Source organism: Agathobaculum ammoniilyticum, from assembly GCF_025567315.1.
Taxonomy (GTDB): Bacteria; Bacillota; Clostridia; order Oscillospirales; family Butyricicoccaceae; genus Agathobaculum; species Agathobaculum ammoniilyticum.
In genome coordinates, this window is sequence record NZ_JAOQJE010000008.1 from 1 (window position 1) to 19,205 (window position 19,205).

General features: G+C 57.9%; 20 protein-coding genes and 1 tRNA gene. 15 read left to right on the forward strand and 6 right to left on the reverse strand.

Going from position 1 to position 19,205, the window contains the following annotated elements; translation table 11 throughout:
* Window positions 1-150: 150 nt before the first annotated feature.
* The 3 genes from OCV66_RS09590 to OCV66_RS09600 form a co-directional block, all read right to left on the reverse strand.
* The gene (locus tag OCV66_RS09590; RefSeq protein WP_147574205.1) at window positions 151-1,005 is read right to left on the reverse strand and encodes a toll/interleukin-1 receptor domain-containing protein; all 855 of its coding nucleotides are present in this window, start codon (window positions 1,003-1,005) and stop codon (window positions 151-153) included.
* A 67-nt stretch (window positions 1,006-1,072) separates the two neighbouring features.
* Window positions 1,073-1,297, reverse strand: a complete 225-nt coding sequence (locus OCV66_RS09595) for a DUF2188 domain-containing protein (protein ID WP_147574206.1) — start codon at window positions 1,295-1,297, stop codon at window positions 1,073-1,075.
* A 328-nt stretch (window positions 1,298-1,625) separates the two neighbouring features.
* Window positions 1,626-2,921 carry an AAA family ATPase gene (locus OCV66_RS09600; RefSeq protein ID WP_147574207.1) on the reverse strand — a complete coding sequence of 432 codons (1,296 nt, stop codon included), beginning with the start codon at window positions 2,919-2,921 and terminating at the stop codon, window positions 1,626-1,628.
* Between the two features lie 745 nt (window positions 2,922-3,666).
* Here OCV66_RS09600 and OCV66_RS09605 point away from each other — a divergent pair.
* The 3 genes from OCV66_RS09605 (at window position 3,667) to OCV66_RS09615 (ending at window position 6,267) form a co-directional block, all read left to right on the forward strand.
* Window positions 3,667-4,686, forward strand: coding sequence for a methionine ABC transporter ATP-binding protein (locus OCV66_RS09605; protein ID WP_054326683.1), 1,020 nt, complete (start codon window positions 3,667-3,669; stop codon window positions 4,684-4,686).
* A complete protein-coding gene (locus OCV66_RS09610; protein ID WP_054326684.1) occupies window positions 4,673-5,326 on the forward strand; it encodes a methionine ABC transporter permease in 654 nt (217 codons plus the stop codon). The genes OCV66_RS09605 and OCV66_RS09610 overlap by 14 nt, the downstream gene beginning before the upstream one ends.
* Before the next feature lie 92 nt (window positions 5,327-5,418).
* The gene (locus OCV66_RS09615; protein ID WP_054326685.1) at window positions 5,419-6,267 is read left to right on the forward strand and encodes a MetQ/NlpA family ABC transporter substrate-binding protein; all 849 of its coding nucleotides are present in this window, start codon (window positions 5,419-5,421) and stop codon (window positions 6,265-6,267) included.
* Window positions 6,268-6,356: 89 nt separating this feature from the next.
* Here OCV66_RS09615 and fabD read toward each other — a convergent pair whose 3' ends face one another.
* Complete coding sequence (fabD, locus tag OCV66_RS09620; protein WP_054326686.1) at window positions 6,357-7,274, reverse strand: ACP S-malonyltransferase; 918 nt, start codon at window positions 7,272-7,274, stop codon at window positions 6,357-6,359.
* A 145-nt stretch (window positions 7,275-7,419) separates the two neighbouring features.
* Between fabD and OCV66_RS09625 the strand changes: the two genes are divergently transcribed.
* From OCV66_RS09625 to OCV66_RS09675, 11 genes are all read left to right on the forward strand, one after another.
* Window positions 7,420-8,409 (forward strand): beta-ketoacyl-ACP synthase III, encoded by a 990-nt coding sequence (locus OCV66_RS09625; protein ID WP_242977843.1) that lies wholly within the window; start codon window positions 7,420-7,422, stop codon window positions 8,407-8,409.
* A gap of 16 nt (window positions 8,410-8,425) precedes the next feature.
* Complete coding sequence (gene fabK / locus OCV66_RS09630; protein ID WP_054326687.1) at window positions 8,426-9,373, forward strand: enoyl-[acyl-carrier-protein] reductase FabK; 948 nt, start codon at window positions 8,426-8,428, stop codon at window positions 9,371-9,373.
* 13 nt (window positions 9,374-9,386) lie between these two features.
* Complete coding sequence (fabG, locus tag OCV66_RS09635) at window positions 9,387-10,115, forward strand: 3-oxoacyl-[acyl-carrier-protein] reductase (protein ID WP_054326688.1); 729 nt, start codon at window positions 9,387-9,389, stop codon at window positions 10,113-10,115.
* Between the two features lie 75 nt (window positions 10,116-10,190).
* Window positions 10,191-11,423: a beta-ketoacyl-ACP synthase II gene (fabF, locus tag OCV66_RS09640; RefSeq protein ID WP_262564357.1), complete on the forward strand. Its 1,233-nt coding sequence runs from the start codon at window positions 10,191-10,193 to the stop codon at window positions 11,421-11,423.
* Window positions 11,424-11,426: 3 nt separating this feature from the next.
* Entirely contained in the window at window positions 11,427-11,885 is a 459-nt protein-coding gene (gene accB, locus OCV66_RS09645; protein ID WP_054326690.1) for an acetyl-CoA carboxylase biotin carboxyl carrier protein, read from the forward strand.
* Between the two features lie 73 nt (window positions 11,886-11,958).
* Complete coding sequence (fabZ, locus tag OCV66_RS09650) at window positions 11,959-12,384, forward strand: 3-hydroxyacyl-ACP dehydratase FabZ (RefSeq protein WP_054326691.1); 426 nt, start codon at window positions 11,959-11,961, stop codon at window positions 12,382-12,384.
* A 13-nt stretch (window positions 12,385-12,397) separates the two neighbouring features.
* Window positions 12,398-13,744: an acetyl-CoA carboxylase biotin carboxylase subunit gene (gene accC, locus OCV66_RS09655; RefSeq protein ID WP_054326692.1), complete on the forward strand. Its 1,347-nt coding sequence runs from the start codon at window positions 12,398-12,400 to the stop codon at window positions 13,742-13,744.
* Between the two features lie 15 nt (window positions 13,745-13,759).
* A complete protein-coding gene (accD, locus tag OCV66_RS09660) occupies window positions 13,760-14,638 on the forward strand; it encodes an acetyl-CoA carboxylase, carboxyltransferase subunit beta (RefSeq protein ID WP_054326693.1) in 879 nt (292 codons plus the stop codon).
* Window positions 14,628-15,449, forward strand: a complete 822-nt coding sequence (locus tag OCV66_RS09665; protein ID WP_054326694.1) for an acetyl-CoA carboxylase carboxyltransferase subunit alpha — start codon at window positions 14,628-14,630, stop codon at window positions 15,447-15,449. The genes accD and OCV66_RS09665 overlap by 11 nt, the downstream gene beginning before the upstream one ends.
* A gap of 4 nt (window positions 15,450-15,453) precedes the next feature.
* Window positions 15,454-15,681, forward strand: coding sequence for an acyl carrier protein (acpP, locus tag OCV66_RS09670; RefSeq protein WP_054326695.1), 228 nt, complete (start codon window positions 15,454-15,456; stop codon window positions 15,679-15,681).
* A 142-nt stretch (window positions 15,682-15,823) separates the two neighbouring features.
* Window positions 15,824-16,390, forward strand: a complete 567-nt coding sequence (locus OCV66_RS09675; RefSeq protein ID WP_147574208.1) for a hypothetical protein — start codon at window positions 15,824-15,826, stop codon at window positions 16,388-16,390.
* Window positions 16,391-16,439: 49 nt separating this feature from the next.
* Here OCV66_RS09675 and OCV66_RS09680 read toward each other — a convergent pair whose 3' ends face one another.
* Window positions 16,440-16,826, reverse strand: a complete 387-nt coding sequence (locus OCV66_RS09680; protein ID WP_054326698.1) for a RidA family protein — start codon at window positions 16,824-16,826, stop codon at window positions 16,440-16,442.
* Between the two features lie 43 nt (window positions 16,827-16,869).
* On the reverse strand, window positions 16,870-18,696 hold the full coding sequence (typA, locus tag OCV66_RS09685; protein WP_107631019.1) for a translational GTPase TypA: 1,827 nt from the start codon (window positions 18,694-18,696) through the stop codon (window positions 16,870-16,872).
* Between the two features lie 359 nt (window positions 18,697-19,055).
* On the opposite strand from typA, the gene OCV66_RS09690 reads away from it, so the two are divergent.
* Window positions 19,056-19,129, forward strand: a tRNA-Gln gene (locus tag OCV66_RS09690).
* Window positions 19,130-19,205: the final 76 nt, after the last annotated feature.

The window sequence follows — 19,205 nt, forward strand, 5'->3', positions numbered from 1 at the left end:
GGCGTGCGATTCTTTCTGGCCATATGTATAACCTCCTGTGTGATGCTTCTATTCTACACCACTCAGGAGGTTTACACATAATTTGAAACAGCCTCACGGCAGTCGTTTTACCCGCCTGCCGCCTAAGATAGATTTCGCTAATTATAGTTGTTAGCCTTCTTCTGACTGTGGCAACAGTGATAACAATTCCGCAGCAATTTCGGCTGCAGTCATCGTTGCAGTGGTCATTGCTAACTTGCTCCCAATAATAGGACTATACGCCATAACATCTTTCTTAGTTAAGTTGTGCCAAACGGGTAAAAGTATCTTTCCATTGATGCTTTCCAGCTGAAAAAGCCCATCCAATTCAGCTTTTGTCCAGTACTTACCGTCTTTGATGTAATCAGGTGAAAGAATCGCAACACCAAATCTGGACTTCTTGAGGCCGTCATCAATTCTGGCTCTCATCGAGTCTCCCCATTTGATTTCGCTGGTATCATACCATACCTTGACTCCTAACTTGCGAAGCTCGTCTACAAATTCATCGACGAATTCCTCTTTATCTTCCCATGCGTGGGAAACAAACACATCATACTCTGGCAAAGTGCTTTCTTCCATTCTACTTGTTAGCATGGCAGGGGGCACTGAAAGCGCTTGCAGTTCTTCAATCCTTCGTTCGTAGGATTGTTGCATCTGTTTGGCCGCCATGCTCTGCTTTTTCTGAGCTTTAGTTTCTTCTTTTTGCAGGTGGAGGGCGGCATCGTTGCGCTTTTTTCGTTTGTTCGCAATCTTATTAGCTAAGGCTGCGCTCTCGCCAGATGCCCTATTTGCTGCAGATAGGTGATTATCTCGCTGTTTCAATTTACTTCTTACCGTTGCAGTAGATGCATTTTTACTGATAGTAATGTTCGCAGCTTTTCTTTGCTCCTCGGCAGCTTTCTTATCGAGAGTAGCTTTCTTTTTTTCTAAATTTGCGATATCTTTATCATGTGCATTCACAGTTCTTTGGTATTGTTCGATTGACATATGTGCCTCCAGATTCTCGTAATATCGATGGAAACGGGGCATGTCCGCAGGACATGCCCCATTGGTGTTATCCTCTTGGAGGGAAGGAGTCCTTCCCGTGAGAGTCCTTGTCCCTGATTCGCCCGTCAGGTCGATGAATAACCAGTTCGGAACCTTGATTGCGAGCAATCTCGCGGGCGATGTCTATCGCATCCTTTTGCGTAGTGGTGCGTGCAGTAGCGCGGGTATTACCTGCGCCTTTAACCTGCCACCCGCCATTAGGATGAGGGGTTACATGCTGATTTTTACCCATGTCGGTCACCTCACTTCAAACGTGTCACGCGCCCACAATGAGGGCACTTAGATGGATTAGTAACAGGGATGATGCGTTTGCCACAACGGCAAATGTAATATTTGTACTTAATAGTCATGATGATCTCCTAAAAGTGAATTTTATCTATATAATCACACTATCGGGAAAAGACTGCGTTTTTTTACCTTTCTAGACACAGATTTTATATTGCAATCGGAAATCAAGCATGGTACAATAAATTGTACATTATGACAAAGTACCATGTTCCGTGCTTCTGTCATCTCGCAGGACACCGAGTTGCCGCTCGGTGTCTTTTTCTTTTCTCTTTTTATGTGTTGTTGTCAAAGAACGGTTCCGGCCTGCATCCGAAAGCGCCTTCCAGTATGCGATTTGCCAGATTTACTTTTGCACGAGAAGTTTTAAAGTCGCTCATCCTATGTAAAACACTCTTTCCGCGACTGTCCTTTTCAGTTATCCACACTTGATCCCGGCGATAGTTGCCATCGACCAAAAGTGGTTGGTGTGAAGTGCAGATAAGCTGCGCATGATGCGGATTGCTCTCTTCGTTGATAAACAGGTTGATAATCTCCTTGGCCAACGAAAGATGGAGACCGTTTTCTAACTCGTCGATGATGAGAGTGCCACCCGTCTCCAAAACATCAAAGAGATATGGCAACGCGGTGAAAAGCTTTACTGTTCCTAAGGATTCGTCAGCGAAAAAGGAAAGCGGCGCGCTGGTTGTTTCTTCACCGTTTTCATATACTGCATGTCGTGAATCTATGCCAACCTTTGTCTTCTTGGTAATGAGTTCTCGATTCTCAAAATCATCAGAAGAAATCTTATGGCGGGCAACCTCCTCTTCCTCGAAGGAAACTTTGATATCGCGAAGGGTCGGATCAGCTTTCCTGACTATGCTAATATACTTCCTGAGGCGCTCATCAGAGAAAGTTTTCTTTGGGTTAACAGGATCTAGCCTGCCAGCTGCCATATTGACTACGTTGATTCCGCTTATTGCAGCAACGATTTTGGAAGCCAGTGGAGTGTTAAGCATTCCAGCAACCGGAAGACACAGCGTTTCTGCTTTAACAGTATGCTTTGCGGCGTCAAATCCTTTTAAATCCGAGCGAAGCGTAATGTCTTTAAAAGAAGACGAGGTGCGTTCAAGCAACTTTTCCGTTCTTCGATATTTTTTGGTAAGCAGTTCATAGACAACTTCTTTCCCTTTGACAGAAAAGGCGTAGTGGTAAGTTATATCGTCTATGATAAGCTCAATTGCGAATTTTGTGGGCCGCTCTTGGAAACTGGTATCAAACGCAAAAGTTTTTACAGGGGTATCCATTTCTTTCAACTGGGGAATGGAAAGCAACTGTGCGGCGTCTGTCGCGGATAATGGAGAAATAAGGAGGAGACGTTGAATCTCCCGGAGAATCTTGCAGAAAAACGTTTTGCCAGATCCATTGGCACCGTACAGAAACGAGACCTTGTTAAATCGGCTGTCTCCGCAGACGAATGTATTGTCAAGGTGCTCTTTTTTACTGAGATCCGCTTCTGTTGTGAAGGTGATTGGTTCAGCAAACGAAGCGAAGTTCTCAACAGAAATCGACTTCAAAATGAGGTTTTCCATCTCTTTCGCTCCTTTCTTAGTATAAGGTATCACACAACGAGACAAATGTCAATAATTAAAATGGATTTTTCTACATATATGCAGAAAAAACGGAAACAGCTTGATTTATTAACATTGATGTCGATTAAATGCATTTAAGATGCTATTAGCATCCATGATCAACTGCTTAATCTAAAGTAAAGGGGATTGTCAGTAGGAGCGGATTGCGGTATAATCCAATTATCCTTGGACGCCCTGAGCCCCTCCCCGCCAAAACACCCCCAACGTCTCACCAAAGTAACCAATCAGGACCCAAGGTACGGAAACGTGCTTTGGGTCTTTTTTGTTCAGAAATGAGCGGAAATTGGCGGGAGATCGGTTTTTGATGTTCGGAATGGAACGGAAATAAAATGATTCGGAAAAATGTCCTCGGATGAAATCTGTCCGAATTTCGTGGGATGTTCGGGCGGCTTTCGGCGGGAGGATAACAAAAAATCCTTGACAAATCCCGCAAAGAGCGGTACACTAATAACCAAGCAATATACTATAGAAATTGTAGGAAAAGGAGGAGACCGTAATGCTGGCACTGCGAATGTCCATGTGCATGATGTGCGGTTTTGCTCGTTTTTCTGCAATACAGCCGTAACAGGGCTGTTATGCTGCAAGCGGGCCGTATTTGTCATGCGGCGCGATGCGGTTCAGATGGAAAGCGAGCGGAAAGCAGGACTGCTTTCCGCTTTTATTTTGAAACAAGGGGGAATAAGGTTTGGAACAGGATGTTATTGTGCGAATCCAAAACCTGAATAAGACGTTCCGCGGGCGCGCGGGTACGGTTGTGGCGCTTGACGGTGTCAGCCTGGACATCAGACGCGGCGAGATATTTGGCATCATCGGCCTGTCTGGCGCGGGCAAATCCACGCTGGTGCGGTGCATCAATTTTCTGGAAAAGCCGACCGAGGGTACGGTCACGGTGGACGGGCAGGAGCTGGGGGCGCTTTCCAAAAAGGAGCTGCTGCAGGCGCGCCGCTCCATGGGCATGATCTTCCAGCAGTTCAACCTGCTGCAACAGCGCACCGCGCTGCAAAATATCTGCTTCCCGTTGGAAATCGCGGGGACGGGTAAGGCGGAGGCGGAAAAGCGGGCGCGCGAACTGCTCGATATCGTCGGCCTGAGCGACCGCGCGGGCAATTACCCATCCCAGCTTTCCGGCGGCCAGCAGCAGCGCGTGGCCATCGCGCGAGCCCTGGCGACCAACCCTAAGATCCTGCTCTGCGACGAGGCGACCAGCGCGCTGGACCCGACGACGACGCGCTCCATCCTCGCGCTGCTTAAGGAGATCAATCAGACGCTCGGCATCACGATTGTGGTCATCACGCATGAGATGGCGGTCATCGAGGAGATCTGTCAGCGCGTGGCGATCATCGATTCCAGCCGCATCGCAGAGGTCGGCACGGTCGATCGGGTGTTCACCCGCCCGCAGTCCGCGATGGCCAAGCAGCTGATCTATCCGGATGGCAGGCGGGAGCGCCTGGCCACGGGCAGGCATTACTGCCGCATCGTGTTTGATGGAAACTCGTCGTTTGAGCCGGTGGTATCCAACATGGTGCTGGAATGCAAGGCGCCGGTCAATATCATGTTTGCGGACACCAAGGATATCGACGGGAAGGCATATGGCCAGATGATCCTGCAGTTGCCGGAGGATGAACGCGCGGCAAAGCGGGCGCTGGCCTATCTGGAAACGCAGAACGTGCATGTAGAGGAGGGCGACGCGCATGCTTTCACCTGATTTCTGGGCGCAGGCCCTGTGGGAAACCTTGTACATGGTCGCGGTATCCACCGTGGTGTCCTATGCGATCGGGCTGCCGGTCGGCCTGCTGCTGGTGGTGAGCGATAAGGGCGGCATCCGCCCGATTCCGGTACTCAACACCGTGCTGGGCGTGGTTGTCAATATTCTGCGCTCGGTGCCGTTCCTGATCCTGGGCGTTATGATTACGCCGATGACGCGCGCGATCACAGGCTCCTCGATTGGCACGACCGCGATGATCGTGCCGCTGACCATGGCGGCCGCCCCCTATGTGGCGCGCATGGTAGAATCCTCCATCAAGGAGGTGCCGTTTGGCGTGATCGAGGCCGCGCAGTCTATGGGGGCAAGCCCGTGGCAGATCGTGTGGAAGGTGCTTGTGCCGGAGGCCAAGCCCTCGCTCATGGTCGGCGGCGCGATCTCGGTCGTCACTATCCTGGGCTATTCCGCGATGGCCGGCTTTATCGGCGGCGGCGGCCTGGGCGCAGTGGCAGTCACCTATGGCTATAACCGCTATCAGTTCGATATTATGCTGGTTGCGGTGATCATCATTGTCGTGGTCGTGCAGATCTTCCAGGAGGCCGGCCTTTGGCTGGCGCGCCGGCTGGATAAGCGCAACCGGTAAAGCAATTTGTTTTGTTATCATTAAATTAATGATATGGGGGCGGCGCTGCGGCCGCGCGCCGTCCCACCAATGAGAAAAGGAGAGAACTGATTATGAAAAAGAAAATCGCAGCTTTGCTTGCGGGCGCGCTGTGCCTGACAGCGCTTGCAGCCTGCGGCGGGAACAGCCAGGACCAGGACGCGGATAACGGCGGCGCATCGGATGACGCGGCAAAGACCATTACGGTCGGCGCGTCGCCCACGCCCCATGCGGAGATCCTGAAGGCGGCAAAGGACGTGCTGTCCGAGGCGGGCTACACGCTCGAAGTGGTGGAGTTCACCGACTATGTGACCCCGAACACTGCGCTGGTTGAGGGCGAACTGGACGCGAACTATTTCCAGCATATCCCGTACCTGAACAACTTCAATAAGGAGAACAACGGCGACCTGGTCCCCGCGATCGAGATGCACTATGAGCCGTTCGGCATCTACCCGGGCAAGACCGCGACGCTGGACGAAGTGGCGGACGGCGCTACCATCGCCGTGCCGAACGATGGCTCCAACGAGACGCGCGCGCTGCTGCTTCTGCAGGACGCGGGTCTGATTAAGCTTAAGGACGGGATCGACCCGACCTCGGACGCGACCAAGCTGGACATCGTGGAAAACCCGAAGAACCTGGATATCCAGGAGATCGCCGCGGAGCAGCTCCCGCGTTCGCTGCAGGACGTTGACCTTGCGGTCATCAACGGCAACTATGCCCTGCAGGCCGACCTGAACGCCAAGGAGGACTCGCTCATCACGGAAAATCCGGAGTATGCGCAGGTATACGTCAACGTGATCGCCTGCCGCAGCGGCGACGAGGACAGCGAAAAAATTCAGGCGCTGGCCGAGGCGCTGCAGAGCGATACGGTCAAGCAGTTCATCGAGGAAACCTATAAGGGCGCCGTGGTGGCGACTTACTAAAACAGGCCATCAGACAGGGAGGCAAAGCCGCCCCGTTTGGAGGATGGATCAAAAAAAGAACCGCTGGAAAGCGGTTCTTTTTTTGATTCTCATTCTGCTGCGGCCTGTACGCCCGCCATGTCCTGCACGGGCTTGCACGCCAGCTCCTTGCTGATCTTGCCCGCGAAGCCGGTGAGCGTTTTGCCCGGGCCGATCTCGCACGCGGTGGTAAGGCCCGCCGCCATGCCGTTGCGGACGAGCTGCGTCCAGCGCACGGGAGAGATCATGTGTTGCTCCAGATGCGCGGGCAGGTCGGCGCAGTCGAGTACGTTGCCGTCCAGGTTGGAGTAGATATCCATTCTGGGCGCGGAGAAAGTAAAGTCCGACACATAAGCGCGCAGCTCGGCCGCCGCCTTGGCCATCAGCGGCGTGTGGAACGCGCCGGAAACCGCGAGCGGGAGCGCGCGCCGCGCGCCGGCCGCCTTGCAGTTCTCAACCGCCTCGTCCAGCGCCTTGCGCTCGCCCGCGATGACGAGCTGGCCGGGGCAGTTGTAGTTGACCGGACGCACCAAGCCGCCTGTCACCTGGGCGCAGGCCTGCTCGATCGCCGCGTCGTCCAGCCCGAGGATGGCGGCCATGCCGCCGTCGATCGAGTCCGCCGCCTGCTGCATCAGTTTGCCCCGCATGGACACGATCCTGACGCCGTCCGTGAGCGACACCACGCCGGCTGCCGCGAGCGCCGTGTATTCGCCCAACGAGAAGCCCGCCGCGGCCTTGAAAGATACGCCGGCCTCCTGCAGCGCCGCGAGCGCGGCCATCGAGTGCGTAAAAATCGCGATCTGGCTGTTTTCCGTGCGGGAAAGCGCCTCCTTATCGCTGTCAAAGCAGAGCTTTGCAACGTCCAGGCCCGCCCCGTCGCTGGCCTCTTCAAAAACCAGCCGTGCGGCCTGCGAATTTTCGTACAGGTCCCTGCCCATGCCCGGGGCCTGCGCGCCCTGGCCGGGGAAAAATGCAAAACCGTATTCCATTTCGTTCCTCCAAATACCGATGCCAGACCTCGGAAAAGGTTGACATTTTCGTGTCCTTTTATTATAATAGTCAAGGATTACTTTGTCAATCAAACTATTGTCGCTTTTCCACGGTTTTTGGGAGAGCGATTTGATTTTAGGGAGCGTGGCTATCATCAACACTCAACTGATCGGCACGGGATCGTGCATTCCGGAGTTTGCCCTGACCAATGCGATGCTCGAGCAGATGGTCGACACCAGCGACGAGTGGATCGTCAAGCGCACCGGCGTGCGCGAGCGCCGCATCGCCAGAAACACCCGCACATGGGAGTTGGCGCTCGGCGCAGCGCAGAACGCGCTGGCGGACGCGGGAATCACGGCGGAGGAGCTTGACCTGCTCCTGGTCAGCACCTGCACGCCGGATACCAACACGCCCAACACCGCGAGCGTCCTGCAGGACAAGCTGGGCGCTCGCCAGGTTGGCGCGATGGATATCAACAACGCCTGCGCGGGCTTCATCTCCGCGACCGACATCGCGGACAGCTACATCCGGTCGGGCAAGGCGAAGACCGTACTCGTCGTTTCGGCGGAAACGCTGCACCGCATCACGGATTACACCGACCGCTCCACCTGCATCCTGTTTGGCGACGGGGCGGCCGCAGCGGTCTACCGCGCGACCGAGGACGCCGCCGTGGGCATCCAGTCCACGTTTATCGCGGCGGACGGCTCGGGCGCGGAGTACCTGTACATGGAGGCGCTGCCGGTCGAAGACCCGTTCGCGCCCGAGCGGACAGTCGACCCTAAGGCGCGCTTCCTGAAAATGCAGGGCGCGGCGGTCGTGCGGTTCACCGCGCGCGCGGTTCCGCTGGCAATCGATACCGCGCTGCAGCGCGCGGGCGTTTCGGCCGAGGAGATCGACTGGGTGGTGCCGCATCAGGCCAACCTGCGCATCCTGGACGTGATCGCCAAGCGCTACCATCTGCCGAAAGAAAAGGTCTATGTGAACATGGACCGCTTCGGCAACACCTCTTCGGCCAGTGTGCCGATCTGCCTGGACGAGATGCGCCGCAAGGGCCTGCTCAAAGCGGGCCAGACCATCGTCTGCACCGGCTTCGGCGGTGGGCTGACCTACGGCGCGTTTGTACTCAAACTGTAAAAGGGGAGCGAATCAAATGAAGACCAAGATCACAGAACTTCTCGGTATTGAATATCCGATTGTGCAGGGCGCGATGGCGTGGATCGCGGAGCACCACCTCGCGGCGGCGGTGTCCAAGGCGGGCGGCCTGGGCATCATCGCGGGCGGCGCGGCGCCGGTGGATTATATCCGCGATGAGATCCATAAGGCGCGCGCGATTACGGATAAGCCGCTGGGCATGAATATCATGCTGCTCTCCCCGAACGCAGACGACCTCGCCCAGCTCGCCATCGACGAGAAGATCGAGGTGCTGACCACGGGCGCGGGCAATCCGGGCAAATATATGGAAGGCTGGAAGAGCGCGGGCATCAAGGTGATGCCGGTCGTCGCGTCGGTCGCGCTGGCCAAGCGCATGGCGCGCGCGGGCGCGGACGCGGTTATCGCGGAAGGCATGGAGGGCGGCGGCCACATCGGCGAGCTGACGACCATGCCGCTTGTGCCGCAGGTAGTGGACGCGGTGGATGTGCCGGTTATCGCGGCGGGCGGTATCGCGGACGGCCGCGGCATGGCCGCGGCGCTCCTGCTGGGCGCGGAGGGCGTGCAGTGCGGCACGGTGTTCCTCGCGTCCGACGAGTGCTATATTTCGGATAAGTACAAGGAGCTTGTGCTCAAGGCGAGCGATATTTCCACGGTTGTTACCGGACGTCCGTCCGGCCATCCGGTGCGCTCGCTCAAAACGCCGATGGCGCGCAAGTGCCTGGAACTGGAGAAGATCGGCACCGAGCAGTCGCTGGAGGAGCTGGAGGCTGCGACCGCGGGTTCTCTGCGCAAGGCGGTGCAGGATGGGAACTATGAGGAAGGCACGTTTATGTCCGGCCAGATCGCGGGTATGCTCACCGAGCTGCGCCCGTGCGCGGATATCCTGCGCGGCATGACTGAGGGAGCGGAGCAGCTGCTCCGCACCGCATATCAGCGTTTTGAATAAGGAGAGCGGGAACATGGGTGTTGCAATTGTAACTGGCGGCTCGCGCGGCATCGGCGCGGCCATTTCGGAAAAGCTGGCAAAGGACGGCTATGATGTTGTGATCAACTGTGCCTCCTCGGTGGAGAAGGCGGAGGGCGTCGCGGAGAAGTGCCGCGCGTACGGCGTCAAGGCGGTCGTAAAGCAGTGGGATGTCGCGGATTACGCGGCGTGCGAGGCGGCGGTCAAGCAGATCAAGGAGGAGCTGGGCGTGCCAGCGGTGCTGGTCAATAACGCGGGCATCACGCGCGACGGGCTGCTCGTCCGCATGAAGCCCGACCAGTTTGACGCGGTCGTTTCGACCAACCTGAAGGGGACTTTCAACATGACCCAGATCGTCGGCGCGATGATGCTGCGCGCCAAGGCGGGCAGCATTGTCAGCCTGTCGAGCGTGGTCGGTATTTCGGGCAATGCGGGGCAGGCGAATTACGCGGCTTCCAAGGCGGGCGTGATCGGCCTGACCAAATCCGCGGCCAAGGAGCTGGGGGCGCGCGGCGTGCGCGTCAACGCGGTGGCGCCGGGCTTTATCGAAAGCGATATGACCGACGTGCTGCCGGAGGATGTGAAGAAAGGCATGCTGGCGCAGATCGCCATGAAGCGCTGCGGCCGTCCGGAGGAGATCGCGGATATCGTTTCGTTCCTTGCGTCGGACGCGGCCTCGTATATCACCGGACAGGTCATCGTTGCGGACGGCGGCATGCTTTGACCTGCCGCACGGAAGCAGAAGGGCGGGACACGCGCAGGCGGCACGTCCCGGGAAAACGAGGAAGAAGGAGATGCTTTGATGGAACGGGTAGTTATCACTGGTATGGGCGCGGTCACGCCGGTCGGCAACGACGTCCAGACGTTTTGGGAGTCGCTCAAGGCCGGTAAGTGCGGTGTAGGTCCGATCACCAAGTTCGATGTATCGGAATTTAAGGTAAAGCTGGCCGCTGAGGTCAAGGATTTCGACGTGACGCAGTATGTAGATAAGCGCGAGGCGCGCCGGATGGACATCAACTGCCACTTTGCGCTGGCGGCGGCGCAGCAGGCGGTCGACCAGGCGGGCCTCTGGGAAGGGAGCTTCGATCCCTACCGCGCGGGCGTGATTTATGGCTCGGGCGTGGGCGGTCTGCAGATCGCTGAGCAGGAGATCCCCAAGCTGAACGAAAAGGGGCCGGGGCGCGTGTCCCCGCTGTGTATTCCGGAGATGATCGCCAACATGGCGGCGGCGTATATCTCCATGCGGTTCGGCTTCAAGGGCGAGAATTTCTGTCCGGTTTCCGCCTGTGCGACGGGCAACCATGCGATCGGCGAGGCTATGCGCGCTATCCGGCATGGCTATCAGGACGTCGTGGTCTGCGGCGGCACCGAGAACGGTATTATCCCGATCTCGATGGCAGGCTTCCAGAACATGAAAGCCGTGCATATGGGCGATGAGCCGGCATGCGCCTCCATTCCGTTCGACGCCCGCCGGTCGGGCTTTGTGATGGGCGAGGGCGCGGGCTGCCTGGTGCTTGAGAGCCTGACGCATGCCCAAGCGCGCGGCGCGACGATCCTCGCGGAGATTGCGGGCTACGGCGCGACCGGAGACGCCTACCATATCACCAGCCCCTCTCCGGACGGAGAGGCCGCTTCGCGCGCCATCCTGGGCGCGATCACGGACGCGGGCCTGACTCCTGCGGATGTGGACTATATCAACGCGCACGGCACGTCCACCCCGCTGAATGAAAAGTATGAAACCATCGCCATCAAAAAGGCGTTTGGGGACGAGGCGTACAAGGTCAAGGTGTCGTCCACCAAGTCGATGACCGGCCACCTGCTGGGCGGCGCGGCCGCGGTTGAGGCGATTGCGTGCGTCATGGCGATCCGCGACGGTGTGGTGCCGCCAACCATCGGCTATCAGGAGGCGGATCCGGACTGCGATCTGGATATCACCCCGAACAGGGCGGTTGAAATGCCCGTGAACGTGGCGATTTCCAATTCGTTGGGCTTTGGCGGCCATAACGCCTGCATCCTGATTAAGAAGGTGTAAGATATGGATATCAAGGAACTGAAAGACGTTGCCATCGAGCTGATGGATGCGCTCAAGGCCAAGGGCCTGGGCGAGGTAGAGATCGAACTGGACGACATGAAGCTGAAGATCAAATCCGCTCCTCCCGCGCCGGTTGTGGCGGCTCCCGCGGCGGCGGTAGCACCGGCGGCTGCCCCCGCTGCCGCGTCGGAGGACGAGGCGCCTGCCGCGGCCGAGGACCTGCCCGAGGGTACGCCGGTCAGGAGCCCGCTGGTGGGAACGTTCTATTCCTCCCCGTCCCCGGACGCGCCGCCGTTCGTGCTGGTCGGCCAGAAGGTCAAGGAGGGCGACACGCTATTCATCGTGGAAGCGATGAAGACCATGAACGAGATCAAGTCCCCGTGCGACGGAACGGTCGTGCGCATTCTGGCGCAGCCGGGCGATATGGTCGAGTATAACCAGATCATCGTTGTGATCGAATAAGGGAAACGGCAGCCGGTTCGCCGCAGGGCGCGGCGGGAAAGGGCTTGCGTTTTCACAGGAGAGGGATTATAATATGCTGAACAAAGAACAGATCATGGAGATCCTTCCGCACCGCCCGCCCATGCTGCTGGTGGACGAGATCCTCGAAATGGACGAGGAGCACGCGGTAGGCACGCTGCACCTGACGGGCGACGAGTTTTTCTTCCAGGGCCACTTCCCGGGCAACCCGATCATGCCCGCCGTGTTCCGGCTGGAGGCGCTGGCGCAGGTCGGCGGCGTGGCGCTGCTGTCCATTCCGGAATTCAAGGGGAAGACCGCGGTGTATACCGGTATTGATAAGGCGAAATTCCGCGCCATGGCCAAGCCGGGCGATACGCTCCGGCTGGAGGTGAGGTTTGTCAAGCGCCGCGGTCCGATGGCGGTCGCCGAGGGCGTAGCTTGGGTCGGCGATCAGAAGGCCGCCGAGGCGGAAATCAAGTGCATGGTCATCATGGACTAAGGCAGGGGAAACAATGTTTCAAAAGGTACTCATCGCGAACCGCGGCGAGATCGCGGTCCGCATCATACAGGCTTGCCGCGACCTGGGCATCATTTCGGTCGCGGTATATTCCGAGGCCGACCGCGAGGCACTGCACGCGCAGATCGCGGATGAAGCGGTGTGCATCGGGCCGGCGCGCGCTTCGGAAAGCTATCTGAATATGGAGAACATTATCTCCGCGGCGCTGGCCTCGGGGTGTCAGGCGATCCATCCGGGCTTTGGCTTCCTGTCGGAAAATCCCGATTTTGCCGAGCTTACCACCCAGGCCGGGCTGGCGTTCATCGGGCCGACCTCGGCCACCATCCGTCTGATGGGCGATAAATCCGAAGCCAAGCGCAACGCCATCGCGGCGGGCGTGCCGGTCGCGCTCGGCACGGATGGGCCGCTGCGCGATTTTGACGAGGCGATCAGTGAGGCCGAGCGCATCGGGTATCCGGTTATGCTTAAGGCCGCGTCGGGCGGCGGCGGCAAGGGGATCCGCGTGGCGCACAGCGTTCGGGAGCTGAAGGACGCCTACGACAGCGCGGCGGCGGAAGCGGTCGCCAATTTCGGCGACGGGCGCCTGTATATGGAAAAGTACATCCAAAACCCGCGCCATATTGAGGTGCAGATCATCGGGGACAATTTCGGCAACGTGGTACACCTGTTCGAGCGCGAATGCTCGGTGCAGCGCCGCCATCAGAAGCTGATCGAGGAAAGCCCGTCCGCGTTCGTCACACCCGAGCTGCGCGAAAGGATGACCAGGGCCGCGGTCGATCTGGCCAGGCGCGTGGGCTACCGCAACGCGGGTACGATCGAATTCCTGGTGGATAGCGACCGTAACTTTTATTTCTGCGAAATGAATACCCGCATTCAGGTAGAGCATCCTGTTACCGAACAGGTGACCGGCGTGGACTTGGTGTGCGAGCAGATTCGGGTCGCGGCGGGCCGGCCGCTCTCGTTCGCGCAGGAGGATTTGACGCTGCGCGGCCACGCGATCGAGTGCCGCATCAATGCCGAGGATCCTGCCCGCAATTTCGCGCCCTGTCCGGGGACGCTGGTGTCCATGCACCTGCCGGGCGGACCGGGCGTGCGCATGGATACGGCGGCCTATCAGGGCTATCAGATACCGCCGTTTTATGATTCCATGATTGGCAAGCTGATCGTTTACGGCGCGGACCGGCAGCAGGCGATCGCACGCATGCGCCGCGCGCTGGCCGAGACGTTGTTTGAGGGCGTCGTGACCGGTACGGACTACCAGATGCACATTCTGCGCTCCAAGGCCTTCGAGGAAGCGCGGTTCAATGTCAATTCGATCGCCAACGGCGATTTTGACCACTAATAAGGGGGGAACGGTATGGGACTGATCGACCTTTTCCAGAAAACGCGCGAAACCTCCATGGAGATGAAGCCCCAGGAGGAGGAAGGCGTCAAGGTAGTCAAATGCAAGGGCTGTGGCGCGGAGATCAAGGCATATGCTTACGGGAAAAACCTGTACGTCTGCCCGCACTGCGGCCGGTACGGCCGCCTGCTGGCGCGCACCCGCATCCGGCAGGTCGCGGATAAGGACAGCTTTACCGAGCTGTACGGTGACCTGGCGCCTGCGGACCCGATCGATTTTCCGGGCTATGCGGATAAGGCTGCGGAGCTGGCAGAAAAGGTCGGCATGCTGGACGCGGTCAAAACCGGCGTGTGCCGCATTGGCGGCGTGGAAACCTGCATCGGCGTGATGGACAGCCACTTCATGATGGCGTCCATGGGCTCGGTTGTGGGCGAAAAGCTGACCCGCCTGTTCGAATACGCGACCGAAAAAGGGCTGCCCGTGGTGGTTTTCACCTGTTCGGGCGGCGCGCGTATGCAGGAAGGGATGTATTCGCTCCTGCAGATGGCCAAGGTGTCCGCCGCGGCGCGGCGGCACTCGGATGCAGGGCTGCTGTATATCACCGTGCTTACCGACCCGACGACTGGCGGCGTGACCGCCTCGTTCGCGATGCTGGGCGACATCATCCTCGCCGAGCCGCGCACAACCATCGGCTTTGCGGGGCGGCGCGTGATCGAGGGAACCATCGGCGAGACGCTGCCGGAGGATTTTCAGTCCTCGGAGTTCTTGCTTTCGCATGGCTTCTGTGATAAAATAGTTCCGCGCAATCAACTGAGGGGAACTTTGGAGAACCTGCTCAAGCTCCACTGTGCGCCCAAGGGGAAGAAACGGCAGGTGTGGCGCCATGAAGAATAACAGGCCGGCAAGCGAAAAAATGCGCATCATACACGATACCAAGCGGCCTATGTTGAGCGACTATATCGAGACGCTGTTCGATGATTTCATCGAACTGCACGGCGACCGCTATTTCGCGGACGACCACGCGATCATGGCGGGCATCGGCTGGTTGAACGGCACGCCGGTAACCGTGATCGGCCACCGCAAGGGCCGCACGATTGAGCAGAATATGGACGCGAACTTCGGCATGGCCAATCCGGAGGGCTATCGCAAGGCGCTGCGTCTTGCGCACCAGGCGGAAAAGTTCCGCCGCCCAGTCATCAATTTTGTGGATACCTCGGGCGCATACCCGGGCGTGGGCGCGGAGGAGCGCGGGCAGGGCGAGGCGATCGCCCGCTGCCTTTATGAGTTTATCGAGCTGAAGACGCCGGTGATTTCAATTGTCACGGGCGAGGGCGGCTCGGGCGGCGCGCTGGCGCTGGCTGTGGCCGACCGCGTGCTGATGCTGGAAAACGCGATCTATTCGGTCGTTTCGCCGCGCGGCTGCGCGTCTATCCTGTGGAAAGACCCTACGCGCGAGGGAGAGGCCGCGGACGCGCTGCGCATCACCGCGCAGGACCTGTACGAATTCGGCATGATCGAGGGCATCATACCGGAGGGGCAGTCGGGCTCACAACTGATCCGCAACGTGGGCCGCGCGCTGCGCGACACGCTCGCGGAACTGGCGGCCGAGCCGGATATGGATACGATGCTGCAAAAACGGTATGAAAAATTCCGTAAGATCGGAGTTTTCAGACAAATAAAACAAGAAGAAATCGAAGGAGTGTAGACCCATGTTTGAAAAGATCTGCGAGCTGCTGGCTGACAAGTTTGACGCTGATGCTTCTACCATGACCATGGACACCAAAATCAAGGAGGACCTGAACGCGGACTCCCTCGACGTTGTCGAGCTGATGATGGACTTGGAGGAGAACTTCGGCATTACCATTTCCGATGAGGAAGCGACCCAGATGAGCACCATCGGCGATATCGTCAAGTATATTGAGGAGCATCAGGACTGATTTTGCCAAAGAGGAAAAAGGCTTCGGAACCCTATGGTTCCGAAGCCTTTTTTTGCTCTGCCGGACGCTGCCGGCTTTACCTGTTTTTTGTTGCAACAGGGGATGGTATCTGTTATAGTGAAAGAAAAGGGAGGAGATCGGGATGGAAGAGAATTTAGAGGGAATCCAGCGGCCGGTTTACCGGAACCTGCGGATCATCTGGCAGGTGCAGGTGATTGGCTTTGTGTTTTCGTTTTTTGATAACATTCTGGTCACGGTGGCCGGCATTGTTTTGCTTATCGTGCGGATTGTGCAGGTGCGCGCGCTGGCCGACGTATCGGATGGGATGGCGCGCGCATACCGTGTGCTGATCACCGGACTGGCGCTGACGGTTGGGTGTTCGTTGCTCGGGCTGCTGGCGTTCGGCTCGATACTGAGCGTTATCTTTGCGCTGGCCGCGCTGGCAGGGGCGATTGTACTGCTCGTTGCAGATTATTATTTTTATTTCGGACTGGACGACTTGGCTGCCTTGCGCGGCTATGCTTATCCGCAGGGTCGCATCAAACGGTGTTTCTGGCTGTCTCTGATTGGCGGGGTGGTCGTCGGAATCACGGAACAGTTGGGGGCGGCTTGGTTTGCAGAAGCATGCAATATTGTGATAACGGTTATCACGCTGGTGCTGCTCTGGCAGTACCTTGAGGCGGTCAAACAGGCCGAGCAGAACGCATAGCAAAAAGAGGACGGAAATTTTTCCGTCCTCTTTGCTTGTCCATCCGTCCTCAGCCTCTGACCGCGATGACTTCCACCTCGACCTTTGCGCCGAGCGGCAGCGCCGCGACCTGCACGCAGGAGCGCGCGGGCGGATTTTCGGGGAAATACTTGGCATACACGCCGTTGAACGCCGCGAAATCATTGATGTCGGACAGGAAGCAGGTGGTCTTGACCACACGGTCGAACGCCACGCCGCCCTGGGCGAGTACATAATGCAGGTTTTTCATGACCTGTTCGGTCTGCTCCTCGATGGTAGCGGCCTCGATCTTGCCGGTCTTAGGGTCGATCGGCACCTGGCCGGAGGTGAAGATCAGGTTGCCCGTGACAACGGCCTGGGAATACGGGCCGACCGCCTTGGGCGCGAAATCGGAATGAAGAACTTCTTTAATTGCCATGGTGGAAAAACTCCTTTATTGAAATGGTTTTGGTTGAACAGGATTATTTTTTGCCGCCCTTTACCTTTTTCAGGCGCTCGGTGTTGGACAGGATCTTTTTGCGGACGCGCACGCTCTTGGGCGTGATCTCGAGCAGCTCGTCGTCCGAAATGAATTCCAGCGCCGCTTCGATCGACATCTGGCGCGGCGGGATCAAGCGCAGCGCGTCGTCCGAGCCGGAGGCGCGCATGTTGGTGAGCTGCTTTTTCTTGCACACGTTGACCGCCATATCGTCTCCGCGCGGGTTCTCTCCAATGACCATGCCCTCGTACACCTGTGTGCCTGGGCCGATGAACAGCGGGCCGCGCTCCTGCGCGTTGAACAGGCCGTAGCCGACCGCCTCGCCGGTTTCAAACGCGATCAGCGAACCGGTGGTGCGCTTGGAGATATCGCCCTTATACGGCTGGTAGCTGTGGAACACCGAGGACAGCACGCCCTCGCCCTTGGTATCGGTCAAAAATTCGGTGCGGTAACCGAACAGGCCGCGCGCTGGAATGAGGAATTCGAGACGCATGCGGTCCGCGCCCTTGGGGTTCATGGAGACCAGCTCTCCCTTGCGGTTCCCCATCTTTTCCATGATCGCGCCCACCGCGTCCTGCGGCACATCCGCGATCATGCGCTCGACCGGCTCGCAGGTTTTACCGTCGATCTCGCGGAACAGCGCTTTGGGCGCGCCGACCTGGAACTCGTACCCCTCGCGGCGCAGGTTCTCGATCAGGATGGACAGGTGCATCTCCCCGCGGCCGCACACGCGGAAGGAGTCCGTGGTGTCGGTCTCGTTGACGCGCAGGGACACGTCCTTCAAAAGCTCGCGGAACAGGCGCTCGCGCAGATGGCGGGAGGTGACGAACTTGCCCTCGCGTCCGGCAAACGGGGAATCGTTGACCGAGAAAGTCATCTCGACCGTCGGCTCGGAGATCTTGACGAACGGCAGCGGCTCGACCGTGTTCGGGTCGCACAGCGTTTCGCCGATGGTGACGTTTTCAATGCCTGAGAAGCACACGATTTCGCCGGCGGTGGCCTCGTCCACCGGCTTGCGCTCCAGTTCCTCGATGGTGTAAAGCGTGACCACCTTGGCATTGTACGGCTGGGTCGTGCCGTGGTAGTCGCACACCGTGACCTGCTGGCCCACCTTCATCGAGCCGCGCTCGATACGGCCAATGCCGATGCGGCCTACATAGTCGTTGTAGTCGATCGAGGAAACCAGCATCTGCGTCGGGCCGTCGGTATCCACCTGCGGGGCTGGAATGTGCTCCAGAATCTGTTCGAAGAGCGGGGTCAGGTCGGTCCCCTCGGCGTTCGGGGACATGGAGGCCGTACCCGCGCGGCCCGAACAGTAGACGATCGGGCTGTCGAGCTGCTCGTCGGTCGCGTCGAGGTTCAAAAGCAGCTCGAGTACCTCGTCGCCGATCTCGTTCAGGCGCGCGTCCGGACGGTCGATCTTGTTGACCGCAATGATGATCTTGTGGCCGAATTCCAGCGCCTTCTGCAAAACAAAGCGGGTCTGGGGCATGGGGCCTTCGGCTGCGTCCACCAGCAGGACGACGCCGTCCACCATCTTGAGGATGCGTTCGACCTCGCCGGAGAAATCGGCGTGGCCCGGTGTGTCAACGATGTTGATTTTGACGCCTTTATAGTGTACCGAGGTGTTTTTTGCAAGGATGGTGATGCCGCGCTCGCGCTCGATATCGCCCGAGTCCATCACGCGCTCCTCGACCACCTGGTTCTCGCGGAACGCGCCCGCCTGCTTGAGCATCTGGTCGACCAGCGTGGTCTTGCCGTGGTCGACGTGCGCGATGATGGCGATGTTGCGCAAATCGTTTCGGATCATGTATATTCCTCCATCAGCGGAAAATTTTCGTGCAGATATTATTATACTGTTTTTTTAGTGGTTTTTCCACTTGTTTTATCATCAAAAATAGTGCGATATAAAGGTATAAAACTGTCAATATTTGCGATTTCCGCACGGTTACGCAACGCTTGCGGCGGGGAACGGGAAGACGCGCCGGCCCTGCGTCCGCGCTTGCGGCTGGGATTGTAGTATGGACGGAAAAAACGCGCCCTATGCCGCGGCGGCACCCGCCTCGCCGGACGGAGCGAAAAAAATTAAAAAAATTTGGATAAAAGCTTGACTTTGCGGCAAAACCTATTGTATAATACTTTCTGTCAGTTTGACTGGCAAGCATTGATAGCCGAATTGTGTAAAGGTAGCACGACAGACTCTGACTCTGTTTGTGAGGGTTCGAATCCTTCTTCGGCTGCCACTGAAAAAGCAGCTTTCCTTTGCGGAAAGCTGCTTTTTTTCTGATTCAGACACAGGCTTGCGCGCGGGTCGTGCCG

Coding starts and splice junctions, on each gene's coding strand:
- OCV66_RS09610 (WP_054326684.1), top strand. CDS start 4,673: ATGCTTTCACCTGATTTCTGGGCGCAGGCCCTGTGGGAAACCTTGTAC.
- fabK (WP_054326687.1), top strand. CDS start 8,426: ATGAAGACCAAGATCACAGAACTTCTCGGTATTGAATATCCGATTGTG.
- OCV66_RS09595 (WP_147574206.1), bottom strand. CDS start 1,297: ATGGGTAAAAATCAGCATGTAACCCCTCATCCTAATGGCGGGTGGCAG.
- accC (WP_054326692.1), top strand. CDS start 12,398: ATGTTTCAAAAGGTACTCATCGCGAACCGCGGCGAGATCGCGGTCCGC.
- acpP (WP_054326695.1), top strand. CDS start 15,454: ATGTTTGAAAAGATCTGCGAGCTGCTGGCTGACAAGTTTGACGCTGAT.
- OCV66_RS09590 (WP_147574205.1), bottom strand. CDS start 1,005: ATGTCAATCGAACAATACCAAAGAACTGTGAATGCACATGATAAAGAT.
- OCV66_RS09665 (WP_054326694.1), top strand. CDS start 14,628: ATGAAGAATAACAGGCCGGCAAGCGAAAAAATGCGCATCATACACGAT.
- OCV66_RS09600 (WP_147574207.1), bottom strand. CDS start 2,921: ATGGAAAACCTCATTTTGAAGTCGATTTCTGTTGAGAACTTCGCTTCG.
- accD (WP_054326693.1), top strand. CDS start 13,760: ATGGGACTGATCGACCTTTTCCAGAAAACGCGCGAAACCTCCATGGAG.
- fabG (WP_054326688.1), top strand. CDS start 9,387: ATGGGTGTTGCAATTGTAACTGGCGGCTCGCGCGGCATCGGCGCGGCC.
- accB (WP_054326690.1), top strand. CDS start 11,427: ATGGATATCAAGGAACTGAAAGACGTTGCCATCGAGCTGATGGATGCG.
- OCV66_RS09615 (WP_054326685.1), top strand. CDS start 5,419: ATGAAAAAGAAAATCGCAGCTTTGCTTGCGGGCGCGCTGTGCCTGACA.
- OCV66_RS09680 (WP_054326698.1), bottom strand. CDS start 16,826: ATGGCAATTAAAGAAGTTCTTCATTCCGATTTCGCGCCCAAGGCGGTC.
- typA (WP_107631019.1), bottom strand. CDS start 18,696: ATGATCCGAAACGATTTGCGCAACATCGCCATCATCGCGCACGTCGAC.
- fabZ (WP_054326691.1), top strand. CDS start 11,959: ATGCTGAACAAAGAACAGATCATGGAGATCCTTCCGCACCGCCCGCCC.
- OCV66_RS09675 (WP_147574208.1), top strand. CDS start 15,824: ATGGAAGAGAATTTAGAGGGAATCCAGCGGCCGGTTTACCGGAACCTG.
- fabD (WP_054326686.1), bottom strand. CDS start 7,274: ATGGAATACGGTTTTGCATTTTTCCCCGGCCAGGGCGCGCAGGCCCCG.